Raw genomic sequence first — 26,924 nt, forward strand, 5'->3', positions numbered from 1 at the left:
GGCAGGCCCAGCCCCCCCGGGGGGCAGCGACCCGCGCAGCGGTGGAGCGTGGGGGGGCAAGACGGGCCAGCCGCCGGGCCGCCCCAAGGCAGGCCCAGCCCCCCCGGGGGGCAGCGACCCGCGCAGCGGTGGAGCGTGGGGGCTCATCTAATACCGCCCCATGACCGTGGACAGCATCAGCAGGCGCACCGCCGACCCATCGACCGTGCCCTCCACCACCGCATCGATGCGCCGGAAGTTCGGGTTGGGTGTGGGGGCGACCACCAGGCGCACCGCCAGCGTCTGGCCGGCCTGGGTGCAGTCGGCGCTGGTCTCGCCCACGCCGGGCAGCTGACGCGCCAGGCGCAGCCGGGTCAGTTCGTTTTCAGCGCACAGCTGGGCCAACCACTGGTCGTTCTGGCGGCTGGCGGCGCGGGTCAGGGCGCCGGTGGCCTGCAGCCCGGCGGCCAGGGTGATGGCCACCACCGCCAGCGCGACCAGCACCTCGATCAGGGTGAAGCCCCGGCTGCGGCGCAGCGGGTGCTTCATGGTGTGGCGCTTTCCGGCAGCACCGCAAACGGCGCCAGTCCGTCGGTGCCCAGGCTCAGGCGCCGGTCCCCCTGCAGCAGCAGCAGCCGCTGCGCGGCGATCAGCGGTTCCGGCCCCAGCACCAGCACTGCGGCGCCGGCGGGCTGCGTGATCTGCACGCGCGTTCCGGCGCTCAGCCAGTTGCGGGTGTTGGCCAGCCCGTTCGGATCGCCGGATGTGGTCGCCACGCTGATGAACTCGAAGCCGCTGCCGGTGCTGCGCCAGAGCACCGGCACCCCGCTGGTGCGCGACTGCGCGCGGGCCGATTCGAGCAGCGCCGACAGGCGCAGCGCCTCGCGTTCGAGCAGGGTGCTGTCGCTGTCCCGCAGCGCCAGGCTCACGCCCGCCGTGGCCAGCGCGATGATGGCCACCACGATCATCAACTCCAGCAGCGTGAAACCCTGTGCACAGCGTGGCGCGAGGGCATGGTGGAGGCTGAGGTGTCTTCTATCCAGGGGCCGCGTGGAACCGGCTTCGCCGAGCCACAGAGGCCGTCCCCCCCGCACAGCAGGGGGGGAAGCCGCGCAGCGGCGCAGGGGGGGCATGGCCTACTCCCAGCTGCCGATGTCGGCGTCCTTGCCTTCGCCGCCGGCCTGCCCGTCCGCGCCCAGCGACAGCACGTCCACTTCGCCGTGCAGGCCCGGGCTCAGGTATTGGTAGGGGCGGCTCCAGGGGTCGGCGGGCAGCTTGTCCAGGTACGGCCGCCAGTTGGCCGGGGTGGGGCCGGCACCCGGCTTGGCCACCAAGGCGTTCAGGCCCTGTTCACCGGTCGGGTAGCGCTGGTTGTCCAGCTTGTAGAGCTTGAGCGCCTGCATCAGGTTGTTGACGTCGGTCTTGGCGGCGGTCACGCGGGCGTCGTCGGCGCGGTCCAGCACGTTGGGCACGATCAGCGCGGCCAGCACGCCGATGATGACCAGCACCACCATGAGTTCGATCAGCGTGAAGCCGCGCACCCGGGCGCGCCGGGCGGTGTGGTGCAGGGGGTGAAGGTGTGTCAAAGCGGTCTCCCGGGTCGGTCCTGCGCGCCCGTGCGCTGGGCGTGTGGTCGGTGCTGTGCGAGGGGCGCCACCGGCGCTGTTTTGCCCGGGCTTGCGCGGTGTCGGTCGATCATAATGCGCCCATGAACAAGGCCATCCGTGCGCGCCGCCTGGCGCCGCCCCCGTTGTCCGCCCCGGGCATGGTGCCCGCGCTGGCGGCCGGTCTGCTGTGGCTGGCGGCGGGGCTGAGCGCGGGCTACTGGGCCTTGCTGGCCTGGGGGCGCAGCCCGGTCACGCCGGTGGCGGCCGTGGCCATGGCCCCCGTGGGCAGCGACGCGGCTGCGGTGGCCCGTGCGCTCGGCGCGGTGGCTCCCGCGGTCGCGTCGGACACGCCAGCGCCGGTGGCCGCGTCTTCGCGCTACCGCCTGCTCGGTGTGGTCGACCAGGTGGGGCGCAACGGGGTCGCCCTGATCGCGATCGACAGCCAGCCGCCGAGGCCCTATGCCGTGGGGGCGGCGCTCGAAGGTGGTCTGGTGCTGCAGTCGGTCAGCCGTCTGGGGGCCCAGCTGGGCGCCAGCAGCGCCGGGCCGGCCACGGTGGAACTGAGCCTGCCGTCCCCGGCCAAGAACTGAGCCGTTGTCGGGCGCCGAAGCGGTCAGTGTTCCAGCAGCCGCTGCGCGGTTTGCAGCAGCGGCCAGGCCAGCAGCGCACCCGTGCCCTGGCCCATGCGCAGTTCCATGTCCAGCAGGGGTTGCGCCTGCAGGTGGATCAGCAGCAGGCGGTGGCCGGGTTCGGCCGAGCGCTGGGTGAAGACGAGGTAGTCGGTCACGGCCGGCGACAGCCCGCGGGCGACGAGTGCCGCCGCGCCCGCGACAAAGCCGTCCACCAGCACCACGCGCCGCTCGGCCGCGGCCTGCAGCATGGCACCGGCCATCATGGCGATCTCGAAACCGCCCAGGGCCGCCAGCACGTCCAGCGGGGCCGTGGCCTTGCGGTGGCGGGTGGCGGCGGCGAACAGCTTTTCCAGTTTGTGCTGCAGCTGGGCGTCGTCCAGCCCGCCGCCGCGGCCGCAGGCGTCGGCCAGCGGCACACCGCACAGGCGTGAGAGCAGCAGGGCGGCGCACGAGGTGCTGCCCACCCCCACATCGCCCAGCGCGACCACATTGCCGGGCAGGTGGTGCACCACGTCCATGCCGGCGTGCAGGGCCGACACCGCCTGTGGCAGCGACATGGCCGGGCTGAGCACGATGTTGCGGGTGGCGTAGCCGATCTTGCGCAACTGCAGCGGCACGCGCCCCGGGTGGTTGGCCGGTGGCTGCAGATGGGTGGACACACCGGCGTCGACCACCGTCAGGTCAAAACCGTGCAGGGTGGCCAGGGTGTTGGTCGCAGACGTGCCCTGAAGCAGCTGCCCGACGCGCTGGCGGGTGGCCGACTGCGGAAACCGCGACACGCCCTCATCGCAAATGCCGTGGTCGGCCGCGAACACCACCAGCTGAGGGGAATCGAAAGCCAGCAGATCGAACGGGAAGGGCGTGGCGTTCTGGATGCGCGCCAGCTGCAGCAGCAGGGTTTCCAGGCGCCCCAGCGCGTGCTCGGGCAGTTCGCTGCGGTGCAGGCGCTGGCGCAGCTCGGCGTCGAGCACGGGGTCGGCGGTGGGGTGGATGGTCGGCAGCCGCAAACCCGCCAGCCGATCCACGACCGGGGCGGCTTCTTCGCTGGTGGGGAAGGGCTTGATGATCATCGGGATGTGCGGTCAGCTCTTGAGGAACAGACGGTACACGGGATTGTGGGTTTCTTCGACGAACGGGTACCCCAGGGTGTGGAGGAATTTGTCGAACGCCTTGTGGTCTTTGGGCGGCACCTGCAGCCCCACCAGGATGCGCCCGTAGTCGGCGCCCTGGTTGCGGTAGTGGAACAGGCTGATGTTCCAGCCCGGGCGCATCAGGCTCAGGAACTTCAGCAGCGCGCCCGGGCGCTCCGGGAACACGAAGCGCAGCAGGCGCTCGTCCTGCGCCAGCGGCGAATGGCCGCCCACCATGTGGCGGATGTGCTCCTTGGCCAGGTCGTCGTGCGTCAGGTCCAGTGCGTCAAAACCCTGGCGCTGGAAGCTGGACGCCAGCTTGCCCGACTCGCCCTTGCCGTGCGTGGTCAGGCCGATGAACACGTGCGCGGTCTCGGCGTTGCCGATGCGGTAGTTGAACTCGGTCACGCTGCGCGGGCCACCGGGCAGGTTGCCGATGGTCTCCAGAAAACGCTTGAAGCTGCCGCGTTCCTCGGGAATCGTCACCGCGAACAGCGCTTCGCGTTCCTCGCCCACCTCGGCGCGTTCGGCCACGAAGCGCAGGCGGTCGAAGTTCATGTTCGCGCCGCACAGGATGGCCGCGTAGGTCTCGCCCTTGGTCTTGTGTTGGGCCACGTACTGCTTGATGGCCGCCACCGCCAGCGCGCCGGCAGGCTCCACGATGGAGCGCGTGTCCACGAAGATGTCCTTGATCGCCGCGCACACCGCGTCGGTGTCCACCGTCATGAACTCGTCCACCAGGCCACTGGCCACACGGAAGGTCTCTTCGCCCACCAGCTTGACCGCCGTGCCGTCAGAAAACAGGCCCACGTCGGGCAGCGTCACCCGCTCGCCGGCCTGCACCGACCGCATCATCGCGTCCGAGTCGTTCATCTGCACGCCGATGACCTTGACCTCGGGCCGTACCGCCTTGATGTAGTTCGCCACGCCCGAGATCAGCCCGCCGCCGCCGATGGCCACGAACACCGCGTCCAGGTGGTTGGAACCCAGGCTCTGCACCTGGCGCAGCACCTCCATGGCGATCGTGCCCTGGCCGGCGATGACCAGCGGGTCGTCGAACGGGTGCACAAACGTCAGCCCCTCTTTCTTCTGCAGGGTCACCGCGTAGCCGTAGGCGTCGGAATAGCTGTCGCCGTGCAGCTGCACCTCGCCGCCCAGCGCCTTGACGGCGTCGATCTTGACTTGCGGCGTGGTCGTGGGCATCACGATCACCGCCCGCGTGCCCAGCTTGGCGGCCCCCAGCGCCACGCCTTGCGCGTGGTTGCCGGCCGAAGCGCAGATCACGCCCTTCTTGAGCTGCTCTGGCGTGAGGTGCGCCATCTTGTTGTAAGCGCCGCGCAGCTTGAAGCTGAACACCGGCTGCTGGTCTTCGCGTTTGAGCAGCACCGTGTTGTGCACGCGGCGGCTCAGGTTGCGGGCCACTTCCAGCGGCGATTCCACTGCCACGTCGTACACCCGCGCCGTGAGGATCTTCTTGAGGTAGTCGGCCGGACCGAGCGTGGTGACAGGGGATTCGGCGACAACAGGGGGCTTTTTCGGGCGTGCGGGCATGGGTTCTTCCTTGGACACCCATCATAGCCAGCGGGGTGGTTCGAAAAACCGGGCCGGCTGAGCGGGGTCGGGTGGGCTTCATCCGCCCGGGACAAAAAAAACCCGGGCCGGCAGAGCCGGTCCGGGTTTGAATCCACCCGTGGAGGGTAGAGGAGACAACCTTCAATACAATGCCGCGAGTATATCGGAGCCATGCTGCAACGCAACATGCAACGAATGCTTTTTGCTATCTTTTAGAGAGCTTTTTCCAAAAAGCGTTATCCACTTCACGTCTGGACCCCTTCACATGGAATGCACCGTCACCTGGACCGGCGCCACCGGCACCCGCTCGAACATGGGCTTCGTCGCCGAAACCGGCAGCGGCCATGTGCTGGTGATGGACGGCGCGCCCGACGCCGCCAAGCCCGAGAACGGTGGGGCCAACCTCGCGCCGCGCCCCATGGAAACCGTGCTGGCCGGCACCGGCGGCTGCACCGCCTACGACGTGGTGCTCATCCTCAAGCGCGGCCGGCACGACGTGCGCGGCTGCAGCGTCAAGCTCACCACCGAGCGCGCCGAGACCGACCCCAAGGTCTTCACCAAGATCCACATGCAGTTCACCGTCACCGGCAAGGGCATTCCCGCGTTGGCGGTGGAGCGGGCCATCGCCATGAGCCACGACAAATACTGCTCGGCCAGCATCATGCTGGGCAAAACCGCCGACATCACCACTGGCTTCGACCTCATCGAAGCCTGATCCGGCGTTGGCCGCCGGGCCTTCCCAGGGCGGATCAGTCCCTTCCGGCGGGCAGCGACCCGCGCCAGCGGTGGCGGGTGGGGGCATTGCCTGTTTCAGATGCGGTGCGCCACGGTCGTCATGACCTTGGCCGCCAAGCGCATCAAACCCCTGACCGGCGCCGGCAATTCCGTGGCGCCGGCCTGCTGCGCCTCGCGTGCGTGGCGGGCCTCGTCGTCTTTCATCTGCGCCACGATGGCGCGCGAGGCATGGTCTTGGGCCGGCAACCGGTCCATGTGGCTGGCCAGGTGGGCCTCCACCTGGCGTTCGGTTTCCACCACAAAACCCAGGCTCACGCCGGTCCCGAACCGGCCGGCCAGCAACCCCAGGCCAAAGGCGCCGGCGTACCAGAGCGGATTCAGCAGGGACGGGCGGGCGTTCAGCTCGTCCAGCCGCTCCTTCGTCCAGGCCAGGTGGTCGGTCTCTTCCCGGCCCGCGGCTTCCAGGCGCAGCGCCAGACCTTCATGCCCCACTCCCTGCGAACGTGCGGCCAGCGCCTGCGAGGTATAGAGCGCCTGCGCACAGACCTCGCCCACATGGTTGACGCGCATCAGGGACCCCGCCAGGGCCCGATCCGCATCGTTCAGCGATATTTCTGAAGACTCGGGCAAGGTGGGGCAAGGACGTGTGGCGCGGGGCGCTGCGAACAGCGTGCGCAGCGCCGAATCGGCTGCCGTCAGGACGGGATCCAGTGTCATGGTGAGGCTCCGCAAATCGAAAGTGTTCAGTATGGTCCAAACACCGAAGGGCACGCGCGCCGGGGGATCCGCTGACCCGTCGGCATGCAGGCCGCTGCGCTGCCGGCATGCGCGGCCATTTGTCGCTGCAATGCAACAAGAGGTGCGAGGGTTTTCCCGCGACGGAGCGGGTTGGCCGTGACGGCTGGGGGTGCCATCTGGTGCAATGGCTCCAGCTTCCAAAAACGGAGGTCGGCGTCGAAGGTTTTCCCCTTCAGCCTCTTTATCAACCTTGGAGAACTCCTCAATGAAAAAGACCCTGATTGCTCTGGCCGCTGTGGCCGCCACCAGCGCTGCCTTCGCACAATCGTCCGTGACCATCGACGGCGCCGTGGACCTGGGCTACGTCAAGCCGATCGGTTCGAAGGACGCTCGTCTGGACGCCACCAACGGTGCCAACCAGATCCGCTTTCTGGGTACCGAAGACCTGGGTGGTGGCCTGAAGGCCAACTTCGCCCTGGCCCAGCGTTTCAGCCCTGAGTCGGGTGGCAACGATGGCACGGCCAACAAGCGTCCGACCTTCCAGGGCGAGACCACCGTGGGTCTGTCTGGCGGCTTTGGTTCCGTGAAGCTGGGTCGCGCCCTGACCGCCTTCCAAGGCCCGGTCAACATGACCGATCCATGGGGCACGCTGCAGGTCGGCTCTTCGGCCGTGCTGACCACCGCCTACGCCACCGATCCGAACGGCAACATTGACGGTTCGGGCCTTGGTCGTACCGATGCCATCTTCTATTCGTCGCCCAACTTCAGCGGTTTCTCCTTTGGCCTGTCGCTGGGTTTGAAGACCTCTGGGACGGCGAACGACCTGTCTGCTGACAAGTTTGCGTGTGTTGATGTTGCAGACGCATCGACCTGTGCTGCTGGCACCGACGGCATTGCGGATCCGGATTCTCTCCAAGCGCAATCTAAGGGTGGCAATAAAAAGAACCTCGTCAGCCTGTGGGCGTCGTACGCGTCTGGTCCGTTGTACATCGGTGGTGGTTACGAGCAAAACCGCGAGGACGACCAGATCACGGCCATCGTGGGTACTTACAATCTGGGCTTCATGACCGTTGGTGCCGGCTTCTCCAGCCTCGACCCCATCGCCTCTGCCAAGGATCGCAGCAGCTGGAACCTGATGGCCACCGCTCCCATGGGGGCATTCCTTATCAAGGCTGGCTACGGTGAAAGCAAGGTCAGCGGTGATAAAGCTTCCACGAAGAAGCTGGGCCTGGGCGTGGATTACATGCTGAGCAAGCGCACCAAGGTCTATGCATCCTTTGGCAGCGATTCCGTCAAGACGGCGAACAAGTCTGGCTACGACATCGGTATCCGCCACACCTTCTGATCGTTCATGCTGGCTTGGGCCAGCTTGAAAGACAGAATCCAAGCCTGCCGTGGCAACACGGCAGGCTTTTTAGTTTGCGTGGTGCGATCGCGGGTCTGAAAAAGAATGCTTTGGGTTTCGTTTGTGAGCGTTGTGTCGCCAAAAACCGACGTTTCGGGCGGCAACGCAAATTGTTTCAGGGTTAACCCACGGGATCAGGGTAGACCCGGAGGTAGCATTCCGTCTGTGAGTTTTAGTCACACCGGCTTTCATCAGAAGGCTGGAATTTTCAAAGGAACATACCTCATGAAAAAGTCTCTGATCGCTCTGGCCGTTCTGGCCGCTTCCGGCGCCGCCATGGCCCAATCCAGCGTCACCATCTACGGTGTGGCCGACGTTTGGGTTGGCTCGCAAAAGGGCACCGCGACCGATTTCCGCGCCGCCGCCGAAGCTACGACTCCTGCGGAACTGCTTGCTGCAGGCGTTTCCGTTGGTGGCAAGTCCACCACCAAGATGGGTTCGGGCGGCCTGAGCGGCAGCCGTATCGGCTTCAAGGGCACTGAAGATCTGGGTGGCGGTCTGAAGGCCGTGTTCAAGCTGGAACAGGGTATTAACCTGACCAATGGCGATGCTGCTGGTTTCAATCGCCAGTCCTACGTCGGCCTGGCCGGCGGCTTCGGTGAAGTGACCTTCGGCGGCACTTGGACTGCCATGGACGACGTCATGGGCGCATCCAACAGCGGTTTTGACTCCGCTCTGTCGGCCAGCAAGAATGTTCTGGTGGCAAACGCTGTGTACGCTGACCATCCTGGCAGCACCATCAAGTACGTGTCGCCCTCCTTCGGCGGTTTCAGCGGTGGCTTCAGCTACTCGATGGACGGCGACTCGGCAGTCAAGGAAGACGTGACCGACTTCAGCTTGTCCTACGCCAACGGCCCCATTGCTGCCAACTTCGCGTACCAGACCCAGGGCGATGTGTCCGGCTCTGATGACCTGAAGATCACAGCACTGAACGGTTCGTACGATCTGGGTGTTGCCAAGCTGCTGGCCAGCTACGGTCAGACCAAGATTGACGCCGCCAAGTCGACCGATTACCAGTTCGGCGTCGATGTTCCCCTGTCGTCTGCTCTGACGCTGTCGGCTGGCTACGCTCGCTCGAAGGACAACGCCGCTGCTGGCGACGGCAAGCGCACCGGCTACGGCATCGCCGCTGGTTACAGCCTGTCCAAGCGCACCACCGCCTACGCCGGTTTCCGTACCAGCAACATGAAGGTTGCTGGCGTCAAGGTTGACGAAGACCGTCTGATCGCTGTCGGCCTGCGTCACACCTTCTGATCTTTCGTTGGCGCAAGCCAGCTGAGGTTCTGAAAGTCAAAAGCCCCGCTGCGGCAACGCAGCGGGGCTTTTTCTTGGGCGGATCGTTCGCGTCAGGGCTTGGTCGCGGCGGGGGCTTTGGCTTTGGGCGCCGGCGTTTCGGCTGCAGCCGACGGGTACTTGGCGCCGTTGACCGTCAGGCCTTCGGCCGACAGCTTGGCGGCGCGCTTGTCGCCAATGCCGGGCACGCGGGCGATGAGGTCGGGCCAGTCTTTGAACTTGCCTGCTTTGCGTTGTTCCAGCATCTTGCCGGACGTGCCGGGGCCGATGCCTTTGACGCTGTCGAGGTCGGCTTCGCTGGCGGTGTTGACGTCCACCGCCGCCATGGCAACGGCCGATGCCAGCGAGAGCAGCAGGGCCAGGGTTTTCTTGATCAGCATGGGTCCTCTCCTGAAGGATTGAAATCGGGACCGGACACCGTGTCCAGCCGCCGGGCGCATACGGTTTGATGCGCCTCTCACAATCTAGAACACGCGTTCCCGGCATGGTTTGTGGTGGTTCCGGGGGCATCCCCCCAACGGGGGACATGTGACCTCCGCGCTACACTGCTTTGAATGAAACAAGATGTGTCATCGGCGGCTCGCTGGCGGTCGCTCAAGCCCGTTGGGGGACTGGTCCTGGCGGCCGGATTGGCCGCTTGCGCGTCGCCGCCAACAGCCTCTGTTGAGCGGGAGGAGGCGGCCGTCCGGCGCGCGGCACAGACGCTGCTGCTGACGCCACCGGGCGGTGGCGACTGGCAAACGTTTGTTCTCCCCGGCAAGGTGTCGGCGCCTTTTCGGTCGGTGGTGCGCCAGGGGCGGCCGGCGTTGCAGGTGCATGCGCACCGTTCGGTCAGCGTGTTGCGCCGGCAGTTCCAGCCGGGGCTGGCGGCGGTTGGGATGCTGGACTTTTCCTGGCGGGTGGATGCGCTGCCCATTGGGGCCAACCTCAAGGATGCGGGGGCGACCGACGCGCCGGCGCGCATCCTGCTGGCGTTCGGGGGAGACCGCTCCCGGTGGAGTGCGCGTGCGCACCGTTTGTCTGAACTCAGCCGCTTGCTCACGGGCGAGCCTCTGCCGTACGCGACCCTGGCCTATGTGTGGAGTCTGGACGACCCGGTGGGCACGGTGTTGCCGAACCCGCGCACCGATCGCATCCGCAAGGTGGTGGTGGAGAGCGGCGCCCAGCACCTGGGCCAGTGGCGCGACCACCGGCGCGATGTGCGGGCCGATTTCATCCGTGCTTTCGGCGAGGAGCCGGGACCGCTGGAGGCCGTGGCGCTGATGACGGACACGGACAACACGGGATCGACCTTGCGAGCGTGGTACGGGGCGTTGCGGCTGGAGGACCTGTCTGGCGCCCATTGAGGGTGCGCGGCGTGCTGTCGCCTGCGGGTAACACCCGTCCTGCGGCCGGGAACGGTTGTTGCATAGTGCGGTGCAGGTCAAAGGTACACTGAATTGGCTGACCACTGAGGGTCGCACACCACGGTGACGACCCTCTCTTTGTTTTCACACGATGTTTGCTTTCATTCTCAGGCGCCTGGCGCAGGCAGTGGTGGTCATGGTCAGCGTGGCACTGATCGCCTTCATGCTGTTCCAGTACGTGGGCGACCCGGTGGTCTTCTTGCTCGGGCAGGACGCCACGCCCGCGCAGATCCGCGAACTGCGCGCCGACCTGGGGCTGGACCAGCCGTTTTTTGTCCAGTTCTGGCACTTCCTGGTCAACGCGGTGCAGGGTGAATTCGGTCTGAGCCTGCGCCAGGGCGCCAAGGTGTCGCGCCTGATCGCCGAGCGCTTCCCGGCCACGTTGGAGCTCGCGCTGGTGGCCGCGGTGCTGGCCCTGGTGCTGGGCATTCCGATGGGGGTGTACGCGGCGCTCAAGCGCGGCACCTTCGTCAGCCAGCTGTTCATGACGATCTCGCTGCTGGGCGTTTCGTTGCCGACGTTCTTGATCGGCATCCTGCTGATCCTGGTGTTTGCGGTGCAGCTGGGCTGGTTTCCCAGCTTTGGCCGTGGCGACGTGGTGCAGCTGGGCTGGTGGAGCAGCGGCCTGCTCACGGCCAAGGGCTGGCACCACATCGTGTTGCCGGCGGTGACGCTGGCGATCTTCCAGCTCACGCTGATCATGCGGCTGGTGCGGGCAGAGATGCTGGAGGTGCTGCGCACCGACTACATCAAGTTCGCGCGCGCCCGTGGCCTGACGCAGCGCGCGGTGCACTTCGGCCATGCGCTCAAGAACACCCTGGTGCCGGTGATGACCATCACCGGCCTGCAGCTGGGCGGCCTGATCGCCTTTGCCATCATCACCGAGACGGTGTTCCAGTGGCCGGGCATGGGGTTGCTGTTTATCCAGGCCGTGACCTTTGCCGACATCCCGGTGATGGCGGCCTACCTGTGCCTGATCGCGCTGATCTTCGTGGTGATCAACCTGGTGGTGGACCTTCTGTATTTCGCCGTGGACCCGCGCTTGCGCGTCGAAAGATCTGGAGCGCACTGACATGCTGACGTCTCGCATCAAGGCCCATGGCCGCGCGTTCGCGCACATCGCGGCCTACCACCCCGAACTGACCGCGCTGCGGCGCGAGCTGCACGCGCACCCGGAGCTGGGTTTCGAGGAGCACTTCACCGCGCGGCGTGTGGTGGAGTCGCTCAAGGTCTGTGGCGTGGACGAGATCCACACCGGCATTGGCAAGACCGGTGTGGTGGCGGTGATCCATGGCCGCACGCGCGGCAGCGGCCGCATGATGGGTCTGCGCGCCGACATGGACGCCCTGCCCATGCACGAGGAAAGCGACGTCGCCTGGCGCTCCGCCCGGCCCGGCCTGATGCACGGTTGCGGCCACGACGGCCACACCGCCATGCTGGTCGGCGCGGCGCGCTACCTGGCCGCCACACGCCAGTTCGATGGCACGGCGGTGCTGATCTTCCAGCCCGGCGAAGAGGGCTTTGCCGGTGCCAAGGCCATGATCGAAGACGGGCTGTTCGAGCGCTTTCCGGTGCAGTCGGTCTATGCCATGCACAACTGGCCGCAGATGCCGCCGGGCACCGTGGGCATCAACCCCGGGCCGATGATGGCGGCGGCCGACCGCATCACCATCGAGATCACCGGCAAGGGCGGACACGGTGCCCACCCTTACCAGACGGTGGACCCGGTGCTGGTGGCGGCGCACATCATCACGGCGGTGCAGAGCATCGTCTCGCGCAATGTGCGCGCGCTCGATCAAGCGGTGATCAGCCTGTGTTCCATGCACGCCGGTGACCCCGGCGCCTTCAGCGTGCTGCCCGGCAAGGCCACGCTGGTGGGCACAGTGCGCAGCTTCAGCGCCGAGGTGCAGGACCTGCTGGAAAAACGCCTGCACGAGGTCTGCAACGGCGTGGCCATGGGCCTGGGTGCGTCTGCGCACGTGCGCTACGAACGCGTCTACCCGGCCACCCTCAACACCGTCGACGAGGCGCGGTTCGCCGCCGCTGTGGCGCGCCACCTGGTGGGCCACGAGCACGTGAACGACGCGCTGGAGCCGAGCATGGGGGCCGAGGACTTTGCCTTCATGCTGCAGGTCAAGCCCGGCGCCTACCTGCGACTGGGCCAGGGCACCGAGCACGGCGTGGGCAGCTGCTACCTGCACAACAGCCGCTACGATTTCAACGACGACGTGTTGCCGCTGGGCGCAGCGCTGCACGCCGGCCTCGTCGAGCAGGGCATGCCCCTGTCACCGGCCTGAGGCCGGGTTTCCTGTTTCCCCCCAACCCCCAGAGGAGCGATGCATGACTTTCAAACCCACCTTGATGAGCGGCCTGATCGTGGCTGCGCTGGCCGCTGCATCGGCCGCGTCGGCGCAGACGGTGCGCATCGGCAACCAGGGCGACGCCCTGTCGATGGACCCGCACTCGCTCAACGAGACCACGCAGCTGAGCGTGGTGGGCAACGTGTACGAGCCATTGGTGGGGCGTGACCAGAACCTCAAGCTCACCCCGCGCCTGGCCACCAGCTGGAAGCAGGTCTCGCCGACCGTGTGGCGGTTTGAACTGCGCAAGGGCGTGAAATTCCACGACGGCAAACCCTTCACCGCCGACGACGTGCTGTTCAGCCTGGCGCGCGGCGCGGGCGACGGCTCGGACATGCGCAGCTACACCAACGACATCCAGGCGGTGCGCAAGGTGGGCGAGCACACGGTGGACATCGAGACCAAGGCGCCGTTCCCCATCCTGCCGGACGTGCTGACCTTCTTCTACGTCATGAGCAAGACGTGGAGCGAAGAGAACCAGGCCACCAAGCCGGTGGACCGCCGCAAGGGCATCGAGAACGCCGCCTCGTTCCGGGCCAACGGCACCGGACCGTTCCGCCTGCGCGAGCGCCAGCCCAACGTCAAGACCACCTTCGTGCGCAACGGTGCCTACTGGGGCAAGATCGAAGGCAATGTGGTCAACGTGGAGTACACGCCCATTGGCAACGACGCCACCCGCGTGGCCGCGCTGCTCTCGGGCCAGGTGGACGTGATCGAGCCGGTGCCGGTGCAGGACGTGGCGCGCATCAACGCCAGCGGCAAGAGCAAGGTGCTGCAGGGCCCCGAGCTGCGCACCATCTTCCTGGGCATGGACCAGAAGCGCGACGAGCTGCTGTACTCCAGCGTCAAGGGCAAGAACCCCTTCAAGGACAAGCGCGTGCGCCAGGCCTTCTACCAGGCCATCGACATCGTGGGCATCCAGAAGAGTGTGATGCGCGGTGCGTCGCGGCCCTCGGCCCTGATGGTGGGGCCGGGCATCAACGGCTATGACGCGAGCATGGACAAGCGCCCGGCCTACGACCTGGACGCCGCGAAGAAGCTGCTGGCCGACGCGGGCTACCCCAACGGCTTCGAGGTCAGCATGAACTGCCCGAACGACCGCTACGTGAACGACGGCGAGATCTGCCAGGCCGTCAGCGCTGGCCTGGCCAAGGTGGGCGTGAAGGTGCGCCTGCAGGCCGAGACCAAGGGCACCTACTTTCCCAAGGTGCTCAAGCGCGACACCAGCTTCTACCTGCTGGGCTGGACGCCCAGCACCTACGACGCGCACAACGCGCTGAACGCGCTGACCCGCTGCGTGGACGACAAGGGGGCGGGCCAGTTCAACCTGGGCGCCTACTGCAACCCCAAGCTCGATGAGCTGACGCTGAAGATCCAGTCGGAAACCGACCAGGCCAAGCGCAACGCGCTGATCAAGGAAGCCTTCAAGCTGCACGACGAAGACTTCGCCCACCTGCCGCTGCACCAGCAGGCCCTGGCCTGGGGCGTGGCCAACAACCTGAGCCTGGTGCAACTGGCCGACAACGTCATGCCGTTCCGCTTCATGTCTGTGAAGTAACCCCCCGCGCCGCCTGCGGCGTCACCCCCCAGTGGGGGGCGCCAGCAGCGGCCCGGCGGAGCCGGTTCCGCGCTGACTCTGGACGGGCTCCCCCTCGTTGGCTGACCCTTTCTCTCTCGAAAGCAAGACATTTGATTGCCTTTGTTCGCCGCTGGCTCGACAGCGATGTCGGCCACAGTTTCCGCACCTCGCCCACGGCCATCGTGGCGGCGGGGATGGCGCTGGTCTGTGTGGTCTGTGCCGTGTTCGCGCCGTGGATCGCGCCGCACAACCCGTTCGACCTGGCGTCGCTGGAGCTGTCCAACGCGCGCCTGCCGCCCTCGTGGAGTGAAGGCGGCAACCCCGCCTTCTGGCTGGGCACGGATGACCAGGGGCGTGACATCCTCTCGGCGCTGATGTACGGCGCGCGCATCTCGCTGGCTGTGGGCCTGGCCTCGGTGCTGCTGTCGGTGGTGATCGGCGTCTCGCTGGGACTGCTGGCCGGTTTTCTGGGCGGCTGGGTCGACAGCCTGCTCATGCGCGTGTGCGACGTGATGCTGTCCTTTCCCCCGATCCTGGTCGCGCTGCTGATCGCGGGCGTGGGCCGTGCGCTGTTTCCCGACGCGCACGATTCGCTGGCCCTGGGCGTGCTCATCCTCGCCATCACGCTCACCGGCTGGGTGCAGTACGCGCGCACGGTGCGCGGCTCCACGCTGGTCGAGCGCCACAAGGAATACGTGCAGGCCGCGCGCGTGACCGGCGTGTCGCCGCTGCGCATCATGCGCCGGCATGTGCTGCCCAATGTCCTGGGGCCGGTGCTGGTGCTGGCCACCATCCAGGTGGCCACGGCCATCATCACCGAGGCCACGCTGTCCTTCCTGGGCGTGGGCGCGCCGCCGACCTCGCCCTCGCTGGGCACGCTCATCCGCGTCGGCAACGACTACCTGTTCTCTGGCGAGTGGTGGATCACGCTCTTCCCCGGCGCCATGCTGGTGCTGATTTCGCTGTCGGTGAACCTGCTGGGCGACTGGTTGCGCGACGCTTTGAACCCCAGACTGCGATGAGCCTGCTTCAAGTCAAAAACCTCGTCGTCGAATTTCCGAACCGCCGCGGCACGCTGCGCGCGCTGGACGGCATCTCCTTCGACATCGCGCCGGGCGAAATCCTGGGCGTGGTGGGCGAATCGGGCGCGGGCAAGTCGCTCACCGGCGCGTCCATCATCGGCCTGCTGGAGCCGCCGGGCCGTGTGGCCAGCGGCGAGATCGTGCTCGAAGGCCGGCCCATACACAACCTGCCGCCCGAGCAGATGCGCCGGGTGCGCGGCCGGCAGATCGGCGCCATCTTCCAGGACCCGCTGACCTCGCTCAACCCGCTGTATTCGGTGGGGCGGCAACTCATCGAAACCATCACCACCCACCTGCCGGTGAGCGCGGCCGAAGCGCGCGAGCGCGCCATCGGGCTGCTGCGCGACACCGGCATCCCGGCGGCCGAACAACGCATCGACCACTACCCGCACCAGTTCAGCGGCGGCATGCGCCAGCGCGTGGTCATCGCCCTGGCGCTGGCGGCCGAACCGCGCCTGATCGTGGCCGACGAGCCCACCACCGCGCTGGACGTGTCCATCCAGGCGCAGATCATCACGCTGCTCAAGCGCATCTGCAAAGAACGCGGTGCGGCGGTCATGCTGATCACGCACGACATGGGCGTGATCGCCGAAACCTGCGACCGTGTGGCCGTGATGTACGCCGGCCGCATCGCCGAGATCGGCCCGGTGCACGAGGTCATCAACCACCCGGCCCACCCCTACACCAAGGGGCTGATGGCCTGCATCCCCGACATGGGCGTGGACCGTGAGCGCCTGCACCAGATCGACGGCGCCATGCCGCGGCTGAACGCCATTCCGCAGGGCTGCGCCTACCACCCGCGCTGCGAGCGCGGTTTCGACCGTTGCCACGAACAGCGCCCCGAACTCATGCCGGCCGGCGTCACGCGGGCGGCCTGCTGGCTGCACGATGCGTCCAGCGTGCAAACCGTCGGGGAGGCCGCGTGAGCCTGATCGAAAAAGCCGTGCGGCAGGCCCACGCCGCCCAGGCAGCGCCCGCCGAAACCACCCCGGCACCGCCCGTGCCGCTGGTGCGCGCCACCGACCTGGCCAAAACGTTTGATGTTTCCGCGCCCTGGCTCAACCGCGTGCTCGAACGCCAGCCGCGCCAGTTGCTGCGCGCGGTCGACGGCGTGAGCTTCGACATTTTCCAGGGCCAGACGCTGGCGCTGGTGGGCGAATCGGGGTGCGGCAAGAGCACCGTGGCGCGCCTGCTGGTGGGGCTGTACGAACCCACGCGCGGGGGCTTCGAGTTCGACGGGCAGGACGCGCACGCTGCGTTCAAGACGCCGCAAGGCCGGCAGCTGCGCCGGCGCATCCAGATGATTTTTCAGGACCCGTACGCCAGCCTGAACCCGCGCTGGCGGGTGCAGGACATCGTCGCCGAGCCGCTGATCGAACACGGTCTGCTGAGCGACGCGCAGGCCCTGCGCACGCGGGTCGAAGAGCTGTTGCAGTCCGTCGGCCTGGCCGCGGCCGACCGCACGAAGTACCCGCACCAGTTCAGCGGCGGGCAGCGCCAGCGCATTTCCATCGCACGGGCGCTGGCCACGCAGCCGGCATTTCTGGTGTGCGACGAGCCCACCAGCGCGCTGGATGTGAGCGTGCAGGCGCAGGTGCTCAACATCATGAAAGACCTGCAGCGCAAGCAGGGCCTGACCTACCTGTTCATCAGCCACAACCTGGCGGTGGTGCGCCACATGAGCGACCAGGTGGGCGTGATGTACCTGGGCCGTCTGGTGGAGCTGGCCGACAAGCACACCTTGTTCGACAGCCCGCGCCACCCCTACACGCGCATGCTGCTGGACGCGATTCCGAAGATGCACGACACGGGCCAGGCGCGCACACCGGTGCAAGGCGAAGTGCCCAACCCGCTGAACCCGCCCAGTGGTTGCGCCTTCAACCCGCGCTGCCCGCATGTGAACGAGCGTTGCCGCAACGAGCGGCCGGCGTTGTTGACCATCGGGGGTGTTCGCATCGCTTGCCATGCGGTGGAAGAGGGGCGGATCTGACGCTCAGACATCTGGGCGTTGGCGCGGACGAGGGGTGCGCCCCTCCGCGAATGTCCCCCGACCTGCTGCGCAGGTCTCCTCCTTTATTTCGCTGCGGGGCGCACCCCTCGTCCTGAGCCGTTGGCGTGAAGGGTTTTCATATCCAGGATGCCGTGGCTTCGGCTACGCCGAGCCGCAGGCATCGTCCCCCTCTGGGGGAAGACGCGAAGCGGCGCAGGGGGCCGCATCAGCTGTGCGCAGCGCGCACGCTTATGCGTACCTTTTGCTCCGCAAGTTGTTCTTCATTTCCTTGAGCAGCGGCTGCAGCTTGCTGCCCCCGATGCGCAGCGCCAGGCAGGTGGCGACCACGTCGATCACCATCAGGTGCATCAGGCGCGAGGTCATGGGGCTGTAGCGGTCGTAGCCCTCGGGGTGGTCGGCGGCGAGGTGGATGTGGCCGGCCGTGGCCAGCGGCGAGCCGCTGGCGGTGACCACGATCACCGTGGCGCCGTGCTTGCGCGCGATGTCGGCCGCGTCCATCAGGTCGCGTGTGCGGCCCGAGTTCGACACGATCACCAGGCAGTCGCCCGGGCCCAGCAGCGAGGCGCTCATCACCTGCATGTGGCCGTCGCTGTAGGCGATGGCGTTGATGCCCAGGCGGAAGAATTTGTGCTGCGCGTCCTGCGCCACGATGCCCGAGTTGCCCGCGCCGTAGAACTCGATGCGGCCCTTGTTCTTGTAGGTGGAGAGCAGCGCGTCCACCGCTTTTTCGATGGAATGGGTGGAGGCGTCGTTGCGGTACTTGAGAAAGGCCGCGACCGTGTTGTCGATCACCTTGACCAGCACGTCGCCCACCTTGTCGTCCACGTCCACGCTGCGGTGGATGAAGGGCACGCCTTCGCTGACGGTGCCGGCCAGCTTGAGCTTGAAGTCCGACAGGCCGTCGTAACCCATGCTGCGGCAAAAACGCACCACGGTCGGCTTGCTCACGTGGGCGCGGTCGGCCAGTTCGGCCACCGGCAGACTGGCGAAGGTGCGCGGGTCGAGCAGCACGAGTTTGCCCACGCGCTGTTCGGCTGGGGCCAGTGAGGGCAAGGAGGCTCTGATTCGGTCAAGCATGCGAAAATGGTAACCCAGTTACATCATTCTGTGAAACCTCGACAACCCTGAGAGAGACCGATGAACCAGCTTGACGCCCTCAAACAGCTCACCACCGTGGTCGCCGACACCGGTGATTTCAAACAGATCGCGGCCTTCACCCCGCGCGATGCGACGACCAATCCGTCGCTGATCCTCAAGGCGGTGCAGAAACCCGAGTACGCCCACCTGCTCCAGGACGCCGTTGCCCGCTACGGCGCGCAGGGCAAGGACGAGGTGATGAACCGCCTGCTGGTGGCGTTCGGCCTGGAGATCCTCAAGCACGTGCCCGGCCGCGTGTCGACCGAGGTGGACGCGCGCCTGAGCTTCGACACCGAAGCCACCGTGACCCGTGCGCGCCGCATCATCGACCTCTACCAGGGCGAAGGCGTGCACGTGGACCGCGTGCTGATCAAGATCGCGGCCACCTGGGAAGGCATCCAGGCCGCCGCGCGGCTGGAGCGCGACGGCATCCACACCAACCTCACGCTGCTGTTTGCGTACTGCCAGGCGGTGGCCTGCGGCCAGGCCAAGGTGCAGCTGATCTCGCCCTTCGTCGGCCGCATCTACGACTGGTACAAGAAGCAGGCCGGCGCCCAATGGGACGAGGCCGCGATGGCCGGTGCCAACGACCCGGGCGTGCAGTCGGTGCGCGCGATCTACCACTTCTACAAGAAGCACGGCATTGCCACCGAGGTGATGGGCGCGAGCTTCCGCAACGTGGGCCAGATCACGGCACTGGCCGGCTGCGACCTGCTGACGATCAGCCCCGACCTGCTGGCCCAGCTGGCGGCCAGCGAGGCACCACTGACGAAAGCGCTGGACGCCGACGCCGCCAAGGCGATGGACATCCCGTTCGTGCAGTACGACGAGGCGGGCTTCCGCTTTGCGCTGAACGAGGACGCGATGGCGACCGAGAAGCTGGCCGAAGGCATCCGCGCCTTCGTGGCCGACACGATCAAGCTCGAAGCGATGATGGGCTGAGCGCCGGCGCTGCGGTGCGCTGAAATCGCCACCGCAGGCGCTGGCTCATCGCCTCACCCGGCCCGAGCTGGCGCAGCCCGGGCCGGCCCGGCAGGTGCACCGCGTCGATCGGGTGGCTGACCGGCTCCACACAGAAGCTCGGCCCGGTCTCGGGCCGGAACACCAGCAGGCAGCCGTCGCCGCTTGCGGTGGTGGCGTCCTGCACGGTCAGCGCCCATCCGGTGTCCGGCCATTCGATGCGGGCCATGCCGTCCCAGCCGGTGAAGGCGTTGTCGATCAGGGGCCCGTAGGCGTTGATGCCCGCGCTCAGGTCCCAGTCGGGCGCCACGGCGGTGTGTGCACGGGGCAGCCGATCCGGATGGCTGAGCCAGACGCCCGTCACCTGGGCCTGCACGCGGGTGCCCGGCGTGCGCAGCAGCCAGGGGTGCTGCCCCAGGCCGTAGGGCAGGGGGGTGTCGCCCAGATGCGTCACCGTGAGGGTCTGCTCGATGCCATCGGGCAGCAGCCGGTAACTTTGTGTCGCGATGTAGTCGTAGGGACTGTCCATGAAATGGCGCGAGGCCAGCCGCATGTCGAGCCGGTGGCTGTCGTGGGTGGTCACCGCCCAGGCCTGCAGCCAGCCCTCGCCATGGATCGGGCAGGCCTCCCCCGAGCGGTTGGGCGCCAGCGGGTGGAACACACCATTGCTTTCGAAGCCGCCGCCGCTGATGCGGTTGGACCAGGGCACCAGCGGCAGCGAGGCGACGCTGAACGGGTCCGGGTCGCCGAACCAGGGGCGCCAGAGGTGGAACGGCACCTCGGGCTGGCGCGGCGCCGCATCGGCCGGCGGGTGCAGCAGCCAGGCGGCGGCGCTGCCCCCGAAACCGGGCACCAGGCCCAGGCGCTGGCGCCCGTCGTCGAGCCAGTGCACGGTGTGGTCGCCGCAGCGGGTGGTGGGCGCGGACGCCGTGCCGGCCGTCATCGCGCGCCCATTGCCAGGCCCATCACGCGCTCGGCGACGCAGCGGCCCTGCGCCTTGCCGCCTTCGATGCCGCTGCGGAAATGGATGCCCGCGTACAGGCGGGAGACGGCGGCCTCGTCGGCCGCGGCGCGGAAGCTGGCGAAGTTGCGCGGGCCCCAGCCGCGGTCGTTGTGGGTGTTGTCGGTGAACCGGGTGGCGGCGCCGAACTCGCGTTCGAGCACGCCGGCCGCCGCCGAGGACAGCACCGAGTGCCCGGACGGGTACTCGGGAAACGGCGGCGTGTGCATCAGCGTCGGCACCCACTGGCTGTCGATGGTCAGCTGCACGGCGGTCACCGGCCGCAGCAGGTTGACGGTGTACTTGGTCTTCCAGGTGGCGATGAAGGCGTCGGCCATGGCCAGGTGCAGGCGCGCGTACACCCGCGCCGCGCGGGCCAGGCTGGCCTTGCCGGTGCGCAGCTGGTCGGAGGCGATGAAGGACCAGTGGCCCACGGGCGTGGGGGTTTTCAGCGGGTCGTCGGCCCAGTACAGCGAGACCTGCCGCTGCGCCTGTGTGGCGGCCTGGCTGATGCGGTGCACCTCGCCGGTCTCGCGCTGGAACGCCGAGCCGGCCTCTTCAGAATAGGCGGGGGGCGGCGGGGCCGGGCAGGCGTCGGCCGCGGGCAGCGCGAACGGGCGCACCGTGCCCCACCAGGGCAGCAGCGGCGGGGCGTAGGCCGGCGGCGTGGGCACCCACTGGCCGGCGCCGCTGGGCGGCACGTAGTTGGCCTGGTGGCGGCGCAGTGGGCCCCAGGCCTCGTGGCCGCCGTCGGTGCGGGCCCAGGTCATGAGCGCCATCGCCATCAGCTTGCCGAAGGTCTCGGAGCGGGTGCGCATCTCGGCGTTCACCACCTGCGGGTCGAAGTCGCGCGCCAGCTTCTGCGGCAGGCTGCGTTCGAGCAGGTCGATGCGGGCCTTGTTCTCGGCGCTGGCGTGCGGAAACATCATGCGCGTCATGCTGGCCATGGCCGTGTGCGCCACGGTGGGCCAGTGCAGAGGCTCGTCCGGCTGCGCCCAGGGCAGCGACTGCAGCTCGTTGAGCTGGCCGGCCAGGCTGCGGTGACCGGGCATGCCCGGCGCCACCGATTCGTACAGCGCCAGCCCGAGGTAGGCCAGCGCGCGCGAGGCCACCGGCGGGCTCATGCCCGGTGTCTGCTGGGTCAGCAGCAGGGCCAGGGCGAACCATTCGGTGGCCACCTCGGCGCTGTAGGTTTCGGCGGACGGTGCTGCGGCGGGCGCCGGGGACTGAGCCGGAGTCTGGGCCTGGGCCGGCAGGGTGGCGCACAGGGCCACCAGGCCGAGCAGCCCGCGAGCGATGGGGCGGCGCATCACGGCGCGCTCCAGGGGGTCAGCCCCGAGGGGCTGGCGGTGTAGAAGCGGTCGGCCTCGGCCGCCTGCCAGGCGCTCCAGCCACCGTGTGGCCATTGCACGCGCAGCTGCACGCGGTCCGCGCCGCCCAGGCCGAAGTGCAGCCAGCCCAGTTGGCCGCTGGCGTGACCGCCGCCGACGGTCAGTTCCTGGCGCAGCACCGGGGCGCTGTCGTCCGTGCCCAGCCGCACCTCGACCCAGGCGCCGATGGCGTCGCGGTTGCCGCCGTCCTGCTGCAGCCGCAGCTGCAGCCAGTGCGCCGGCGGGTTCGCGCTGGCGGGCAGCTGGCGCCACAGCTGCGCCCGGTCGCCGCGGTTGACCACCACCACGTCCAGCAGGCCGTCGGCGTTGAAGTCGGCCACCATGCCGCCGCGGCCGCGCAGCACGCTCGCCAGCCCCGCGGTGTGGCCGGCCTCGACAAAGTGGCCGTCGGCGGTCTGCAGCAGCAGGTTGTTCGGGTCCAGCGCGGCGAAGTCGGGCATGGACGAGACGTTGCCCTTGACCACGAACAGGTCGGCGCGGCCGTCGTTGTTGAGGTCGGCGAACTGCGCGTGCCAGGCGGTCGAGGGCCGCACGTCGCCGCCGACGTAGGGCCGGTGGGCGGTGGCGCCGCGCTTGAACGCGATGTCGGCGTAGCGCGGCTGGGCCGGGCCGGCTTCGAGCGTCTGCAGCTTGTTGTCGGACATGCTGGTGAGGAACAGCTCGGGGTAGCCGTCGCCGGTGATGTCGTGGCTGGCGATGCCCATGCCCCAGATCTGCAGCGGCTTCCAGCCGTCGGCAGGGCCCAGGCGCACGGGCGCGGCACCGGCGGGGATGCGCCAGAGCTGCTCCTCGCCGCCCTTGTAGTACTCGCGGTCGTTGCTCACGCGCAGCGCCGCGTGGCCCGAGCGGTTCCAGTCGGAGAACAGCATCGACAGCGCGCAGTGGCCGGGCGTGAGCGGCTGGGTGGGCTGGAAGCCGCCCCCCGGCTGCGGCCGGATGAGCAGCGCCGGGGTGCAGCTGCCCCAGGGAAAGTCGGGCTTGCTGCGGTCCACATAGGTGCCGATGGCCAGCGTGGGCCAGGACTGGCCCGCCTCCCAGGTGGCCGAAAAGGCGGTGTGCCAGCCGTTGCCGGTGCGCAGGTTCCAGGCCTCGTTGGCGCGCTCGAAGCGGCACTGGCCCAGGCCCCGGAACACCTGCACCTCGCCCACGCGCAGCACCACCAGGTCGGTGAGGCGGTCGCCGTCGATGTCCAGCGGGTAGGCGCCGATGGCGTTGGTGGTCTCCAGGCCCGAGCGGGCCTCCTGCAGCTTCAGCGCCCCGCCGCGCAGGCTGCGGTTGCGGTAGAGCCGGGCCTTGCCGACACCGGCGGTGACGTAGAGCTCGGGCAGGCCGTCGTCGTCGCAGTCGAAGCTGGCGACACCGCCGCCGACCATGTATTCCTCTTCGCCCTCGAAGCGGCTGAACAGGCCGGCGCTCTCCGTCTCTTCGACGAAACGCGGCACCACGGGGGCGGCCGGCTCGGCCCTGAGCGGGCCGGGCAGCACCAGGGCCAGGGCCGCACAGAGGCCGGACAGCAGCGGGGGGATGGCGGGCACGGAAGACCTTTTCGGGTGGGCACGGCACCGATCTTATTATTAAGTTCAGTCATCAAACTATGTCGGGTTTGTCCCAATAGGAAGCGGGGCTCCGGGCAACGAATAATTAGTTCGTCGTTCGCACTAAATGGTTGCCGGCGAGGGGGCCAGTGCACGATATGTCCAAACAATCCGTTCAATAACCATGGGCCTGCAGCAGGCCGATCACTGGAGACAAGGATGAAACTGAAGACAACGTTGACCGCTTTGGCACTCGGCCTGGCCTGCGCCGGGGCGTTTGCCCAGGTGGTGGGGGTGAGCTGGTCCAACTTCCAGGAAGAGCGCTGGAAGACCGACGAGAAGGCGATCAAGGACCAGCTGGCCAAGCTGGGCGCCAGCTACATCAGCGCCGACGCGGGCGGCTCGCCCGAGAAGCAGCTCTCGGACGTCGACTCGCTGATCGCCAAGGGCGCCAAGGTGCTGATCGTGCTGGCGATGGACAAGGACGCCATCCTGCCCGCAGTCAACAAGGCCAAACAGCAGAAGATCCCGGTGGTGGCCTACGACCGCCTGATCGAAGCGCCCGGCGTGTTCTACATCACCTTCGACAACGTCGAGGTCGGCCGCATGCAGGCGCGCGCCGTGCTGGCCGCCAAGCCCAAGGGCAACTACGTGATGATCAAGGGCTCGCCCACCGACCCGAACGCCAACTTCCTGCGCGGCGGCCAGCAGGAGGTGCTGGACGCGGCGATCAAGAAGGGCGACATCAAGATCGTCGGCGAGGAATACACCGACGGCTGGAAGCCCGAGGTGGCCCAGAAGAACATGGAGCAGATCATCACCAAGACCGGCGGCAAGATCGACGCCGTGGTGGCCTCCAACGACGGCACGGCCGGCGGCGTGGTCGCGGCGCTGAGCGCCAAGGGCATCAAGGGCATTCCGGTCTCGGGCCAGGACGGTGACCACGCGGCGCTCAACCGCGTGGCCGCGGGCTCGCAGACCGTGTCGGTCTGGAAGGATGCGCGCGACCTGGGCCGCGATGCGGCCTCGGCCGCGGTGTCGCTGGCCAAGGGCCAGAAGGTCGCGGGCGCTCAGAGCTGGAGCGGCGGCGAGAAGAAGGTGGCGCTGCAGGCGCAGTTCCTCAAGCCGGTGCCCGTCACGGCCCAGAACCTGGACCTGGTGGTCAAGGCCGGCTGGATCAAGAAGGACGACCTGTGCAAGGGCGTGGACGCCGCCAAGGGCCCGGCCGCCTGCAAATGACCCCGCGTTTGAATCTGCGTTTCTCCTGATGGATGGAGGCCCTCGGACCGCGGGCTGGGTTCAGCCCGCGGTCCTTTTTTCTGCGGAGTGCGTCTGTGAGTCCTGTTCCCAATGTGTTGAGACAACTGGCCGTTGACTGGCGGCTGGTGCTGATGGGGGCCGTCCTGGTGGCGACCGCCCTGGTGTTCAACCTGCTCTCGGGCGGCCTGTTCCTCTCGCCCGAGAACCTCTACAACATCGCCCAGCAGACCGCGGTGGTCGGCATCGTCGCCACCATCGTCGTGCTGGTGATCGTGGCGCGCCACATCGACCTGTCGGTCGGTTCGGTGATGGGTTTTGTCGGCGTGCTGATCGCCACGCTGATGTACACCGCCGGCTGGCACTGGGTCGAGGCCTCGCTGGCCGGGCTGGCGGTGGCGATCGCGGTGTCGGTCTACCAGGGCGCGCTGACGGCCATGCTGGGCGTGCCGTCCTTCGTGGTCACGCTGGGCGGGCTGATGTCCTTCCGCGGCGCCGCCTTCCTGGTGGCCGACGGCAAGACGCAGCCGGTCAACGACCTGTTTTTCCAGCGCCTGGGCGGGGGCTTTGACGGCGCCATCGGCGTTCAGGCCAGCTGGGTGCTGGCCGCGGTGCTGGTGGCGGCGCTGGTGCTGCAGACGGTGCTGCGGCGCCGCGCCAAGGCGGCCTACGAAGTGCCCAACCCGCCGCTGTGGCTTGACGCCCTGGTGGCGGCGGTGCCGGCGCTGATCGTGGTGGGTTTTGTGGCCACCATGAACGCCTACCAGATCCCCAGCAAGGACGAGCCACAGGGCGTGCCGATCCCGGTGCTGATCTGGGGCAGCGTGGCGCTGGTGCTGTCCTTCATCGTGCACCGCACCCGCTTTGGCCGCTACGTGTTCGCCATGGGCGGCAACCCCGAGGCCGCGGCCCTGGTCGGCATCCCGGTGCGCCGGGTCACGCTGATGCTGTTCGCCCTGATGGGTGTGCTGATCACCATCGCGGCGATGGTGTCGATCGCCCGCCTGAACGCCGGCACCAACTCGCTGGGCACCGGCATGGAACTCTATGTGATCGCCGCGGCCGTCATCGGCGGCACGGCGCTGGCCGGTGGCAGCGGCTCCATCCTCGGCTCGGTGCTGGGCGCGCTGATCATGCAGAGCATCGACAGCGGCCTCCTGCTGCTGGACATCTCCATCGGTCTGCGCTACGTGATCATCGGCCAGGTGCTGATCGCCGCCGTGGTGTTCGACGTGGTGTACCGCCGCCTGACGGGAGATGCATCATGAGCCCCCACGCTTCGCTGCCCCCCGCGGGGGCTGATCCGGCTTGGGGCGGCCCGGCGCCGGATCGACTGAGCGCACCACTGGTTGAAATGCGCCAGATCGGCAAGTCCTTCGGCGGCGTGCGCGCGGTCGACGACGTGAGCCTCAACCTCTACCCGGGCGAGGTCGTGGCCCTGCTGGGCCACAACGGCGCCGGCAAGTCGACGCTGATGAAGATGCTGGCCGGGGCCTACCCCATCGACAGCGGCGAGGTGCTGATCAACGGCGAGAAGGCCCACATCCGCACCCCGGTCGATGCCCAGCGCTGCGGCATCGAGTCGATCTACCAGACCCTGGCCCTGGCCGACAACCTGGACGCGGTGGCCAACCTGTTTCTGGGGCGCGAGCTGCTCACGCGCTGGAACACGCTGGACGACCACCGCATGGACGCCGAGGCGCGCAAGGTTTTCCACCGCCTGAACAAGAACTTCAGGAACGTGCGCACGCCGGTGCGCCGGCTCTCGGGCGGGCAGCGCCAGGTGGTGGCGATCTCGCGCGCCATCTACTTCAACGCGCGCATCCTGATCATGGACGAGCCCACCGCGGCGCTCGGGCCGGAAGAGACGGCGATGGTCGGCAACCTGGTGCGCCAGCTCAAGGCCGAGGGCGTGGGCATCTTCCTGATCACCCACGACATGCCCGACGTGTTCGGCCTGAGCGACCGGCTGGCGGTGATGAAGAACGGCCGCATGGTGGGCGCCTACCGCACCGCCGACGTCACCGAGGACGAGGTCCTTGGCATGATCATCGCGGGCAAACAACCTGATGGAAAGGCGCAGGCCCACAACTTCTGAGGCCCGGCGCCCCACCA

The 26,924-nt window shown here is 68.0% G+C and carries 26 protein-coding genes; 15 read left to right on the forward strand and 11 right to left on the reverse strand.

What is annotated here, in order from left to right; all coding sequences use genetic code 11:
- Positions 1-147: 147 nt before the first annotated feature.
- From gspI to gspG, 3 genes are all read right to left on the reverse strand, one after another.
- Positions 148-528 (reverse strand): type II secretion system minor pseudopilin GspI, encoded by a 381-nt coding sequence (gene gspI, locus RMP09_RS21645; protein ID WP_310568048.1) that lies wholly within the window; start codon positions 526-528, stop codon positions 148-150.
- Positions 525-947, reverse strand: coding sequence for a type II secretion system protein GspH (locus RMP09_RS21650; protein WP_409559771.1), 423 nt, complete (start codon positions 945-947; stop codon positions 525-527). Before RMP09_RS21650 ends, gspI begins: the two co-directional genes overlap by 4 nt.
- A gap of 168 nt (positions 948-1,115) precedes the next feature.
- Positions 1,116-1,565, reverse strand: a complete 450-nt coding sequence (gspG, locus tag RMP09_RS21655; RefSeq protein ID WP_310568049.1) for a type II secretion system major pseudopilin GspG — start codon at positions 1,563-1,565, stop codon at positions 1,116-1,118.
- A 122-nt stretch (positions 1,566-1,687) separates the two neighbouring features.
- Here gspG and RMP09_RS21660 point away from each other — a divergent pair, with 122 nt between their 5' ends.
- Positions 1,688-2,176: a type II secretion system protein N gene (locus RMP09_RS21660; RefSeq protein WP_310568050.1), complete on the forward strand. Its 489-nt coding sequence runs from the start codon at positions 1,688-1,690 to the stop codon at positions 2,174-2,176.
- A 23-nt stretch (positions 2,177-2,199) separates the two neighbouring features.
- Here RMP09_RS21660 and cobT read toward each other — a convergent pair whose 3' ends face one another.
- Together cobT and ilvA are read right to left on the reverse strand one after the other, a co-directional pair.
- Positions 2,200-3,288, reverse strand: coding sequence for a nicotinate-nucleotide--dimethylbenzimidazole phosphoribosyltransferase (cobT, locus tag RMP09_RS21665; protein ID WP_310568051.1), 1,089 nt, complete (start codon positions 3,286-3,288; stop codon positions 2,200-2,202).
- Positions 3,289-3,300: 12 nt separating this feature from the next.
- Positions 3,301-4,899: a threonine ammonia-lyase, biosynthetic gene (gene ilvA / locus RMP09_RS21670; protein ID WP_310568052.1), complete on the reverse strand. Its 1,599-nt coding sequence runs from the start codon at positions 4,897-4,899 to the stop codon at positions 3,301-3,303.
- Between the two features lie 286 nt (positions 4,900-5,185).
- On the opposite strand from ilvA, the gene RMP09_RS21675 reads away from it, so the two are divergent.
- Entirely contained in the window at positions 5,186-5,635 is a 450-nt protein-coding gene (locus RMP09_RS21675; RefSeq protein WP_310568053.1) for an OsmC family protein, read from the forward strand.
- A gap of 95 nt (positions 5,636-5,730) precedes the next feature.
- Here the strand turns inward: RMP09_RS21675 and coq7 are convergent, their stop codons facing one another.
- Positions 5,731-6,372 carry a 2-polyprenyl-3-methyl-6-methoxy-1,4-benzoquinone monooxygenase gene (gene coq7, locus RMP09_RS21680; RefSeq protein WP_310568054.1) on the reverse strand — a complete coding sequence of 214 codons (642 nt, stop codon included), beginning with the start codon at positions 6,370-6,372 and terminating at the stop codon, positions 5,731-5,733.
- A 286-nt stretch (positions 6,373-6,658) separates the two neighbouring features.
- Here coq7 and RMP09_RS21685 point away from each other — a divergent pair, with 286 nt between their 5' ends.
- Positions 6,659-7,738: a porin gene (locus RMP09_RS21685; protein WP_310568055.1), complete on the forward strand. Its 1,080-nt coding sequence runs from the start codon at positions 6,659-6,661 to the stop codon at positions 7,736-7,738.
- Between the two features lie 285 nt (positions 7,739-8,023).
- Positions 8,024-9,052 (forward strand): porin, encoded by a 1,029-nt coding sequence (locus RMP09_RS21690; protein ID WP_310568056.1) that lies wholly within the window; start codon positions 8,024-8,026, stop codon positions 9,050-9,052.
- Between the two features lie 92 nt (positions 9,053-9,144).
- Here the strand turns inward: RMP09_RS21690 and RMP09_RS21695 are convergent, their stop codons facing one another.
- Complete coding sequence (locus tag RMP09_RS21695; protein WP_310568057.1) at positions 9,145-9,471, reverse strand: helix-hairpin-helix domain-containing protein; 327 nt, start codon at positions 9,469-9,471, stop codon at positions 9,145-9,147.
- 174 nt (positions 9,472-9,645) lie between these two features.
- On the opposite strand from RMP09_RS21695, the gene RMP09_RS21700 reads away from it, so the two are divergent.
- From RMP09_RS21700 to RMP09_RS21730, 7 genes are all read left to right on the forward strand, one after another.
- Positions 9,646-10,437 carry a DUF3047 domain-containing protein gene (locus tag RMP09_RS21700; RefSeq protein WP_310568058.1) on the forward strand — a complete coding sequence of 264 codons (792 nt, stop codon included), beginning with the start codon at positions 9,646-9,648 and terminating at the stop codon, positions 10,435-10,437.
- 151 nt (positions 10,438-10,588) lie between these two features.
- Positions 10,589-11,569 (forward strand): ABC transporter permease, encoded by a 981-nt coding sequence (locus RMP09_RS21705; protein ID WP_310568059.1) that lies wholly within the window; start codon positions 10,589-10,591, stop codon positions 11,567-11,569.
- Position 11,570: 1 nt separating this feature from the next.
- Positions 11,571-12,794 carry a M20 aminoacylase family protein gene (locus tag RMP09_RS21710; protein WP_310568060.1) on the forward strand — a complete coding sequence of 408 codons (1,224 nt, stop codon included), beginning with the start codon at positions 11,571-11,573 and terminating at the stop codon, positions 12,792-12,794.
- 43 nt (positions 12,795-12,837) lie between these two features.
- Positions 12,838-14,415 (forward strand): ABC transporter substrate-binding protein, encoded by a 1,578-nt coding sequence (locus RMP09_RS21715; RefSeq protein ID WP_310568061.1) that lies wholly within the window; start codon positions 12,838-12,840, stop codon positions 14,413-14,415.
- 131 nt (positions 14,416-14,546) lie between these two features.
- On the forward strand, positions 14,547-15,458 hold the full coding sequence (locus RMP09_RS21720; RefSeq protein ID WP_310568062.1) for an ABC transporter permease: 912 nt from the start codon (positions 14,547-14,549) through the stop codon (positions 15,456-15,458).
- A complete protein-coding gene (locus tag RMP09_RS21725; protein ID WP_310568063.1) occupies positions 15,455-16,444 on the forward strand; it encodes an ABC transporter ATP-binding protein in 990 nt (329 codons plus the stop codon). The genes RMP09_RS21720 and RMP09_RS21725 overlap by 4 nt, the downstream gene beginning before the upstream one ends.
- A 74-nt stretch (positions 16,445-16,518) precedes the next feature.
- Complete coding sequence (locus RMP09_RS21730; RefSeq protein WP_310568077.1) at positions 16,519-17,508, forward strand: oligopeptide/dipeptide ABC transporter ATP-binding protein; 990 nt, start codon at positions 16,519-16,521, stop codon at positions 17,506-17,508.
- 249 nt (positions 17,509-17,757) lie between these two features.
- Here RMP09_RS21730 and RMP09_RS21735 read toward each other — a convergent pair whose 3' ends face one another.
- Positions 17,758-18,606 carry a MurR/RpiR family transcriptional regulator gene (locus RMP09_RS21735; protein ID WP_310568064.1) on the reverse strand — a complete coding sequence of 283 codons (849 nt, stop codon included), beginning with the start codon at positions 18,604-18,606 and terminating at the stop codon, positions 17,758-17,760.
- Positions 18,607-18,666: 60 nt separating this feature from the next.
- On the opposite strand from RMP09_RS21735, the gene tal reads away from it, so the two are divergent.
- The gene (tal, locus tag RMP09_RS21740; RefSeq protein ID WP_310568065.1) at positions 18,667-19,608 is read left to right on the forward strand and encodes a transaldolase; all 942 of its coding nucleotides are present in this window, start codon (positions 18,667-18,669) and stop codon (positions 19,606-19,608) included.
- On the opposite strand, the gene RMP09_RS21745 is transcribed toward tal, so the two are convergent.
- Genes RMP09_RS21745 through RMP09_RS21755 form a run of 3 tightly spaced genes read right to left on the reverse strand, consistent with a single transcriptional unit; the run spans position 19,583 to position 23,552 of the window.
- On the reverse strand, positions 19,583-20,569 hold the full coding sequence (locus tag RMP09_RS21745) for an aldose 1-epimerase (protein ID WP_310568066.1): 987 nt from the start codon (positions 20,567-20,569) through the stop codon (positions 19,583-19,585). The two genes, tal and RMP09_RS21745, sit on opposite strands and share 26 nt — an antisense overlap.
- A complete protein-coding gene (locus tag RMP09_RS21750) occupies positions 20,566-21,936 on the reverse strand; it encodes a vanadium-dependent haloperoxidase (protein ID WP_310568067.1) in 1,371 nt (456 codons plus the stop codon). Before RMP09_RS21750 ends, RMP09_RS21745 begins: the two co-directional genes overlap by 4 nt.
- Positions 21,936-23,552, reverse strand: coding sequence for a CRTAC1 family protein (locus RMP09_RS21755; RefSeq protein ID WP_310568068.1), 1,617 nt, complete (start codon positions 23,550-23,552; stop codon positions 21,936-21,938). The genes RMP09_RS21750 and RMP09_RS21755 overlap by 1 nt, the downstream gene beginning before the upstream one ends.
- A gap of 219 nt (positions 23,553-23,771) precedes the next feature.
- Between RMP09_RS21755 and xylF the strand changes: the two genes are divergently transcribed.
- The 3 genes from xylF (at position 23,772) to RMP09_RS21770 (ending at position 26,907) form a co-directional block, all read left to right on the forward strand.
- The gene (gene xylF / locus RMP09_RS21760; protein ID WP_310568069.1) at positions 23,772-24,791 is read left to right on the forward strand and encodes a D-xylose ABC transporter substrate-binding protein; all 1,020 of its coding nucleotides are present in this window, start codon (positions 23,772-23,774) and stop codon (positions 24,789-24,791) included.
- Positions 24,792-24,943: 152 nt separating this feature from the next.
- On the forward strand, positions 24,944-26,077 hold the full coding sequence (locus tag RMP09_RS21765) for an ABC transporter permease subunit (protein WP_310568078.1): 1,134 nt from the start codon (positions 24,944-24,946) through the stop codon (positions 26,075-26,077).
- 86 nt (positions 26,078-26,163) lie between these two features.
- Positions 26,164-26,907: an ATP-binding cassette domain-containing protein gene (locus RMP09_RS21770; RefSeq protein ID WP_310568079.1), complete on the forward strand. Its 744-nt coding sequence runs from the start codon at positions 26,164-26,166 to the stop codon at positions 26,905-26,907.
- The last annotated feature ends 17 nt before the right edge of the window (positions 26,908-26,924 follow it).

Origin of the sequence: Hydrogenophaga sp., from assembly GCF_031426985.1 — a bacterium.
Taxonomy (GTDB): Bacteria; Pseudomonadota; Gammaproteobacteria; order Burkholderiales; family Burkholderiaceae_C; genus Hydrogenophaga.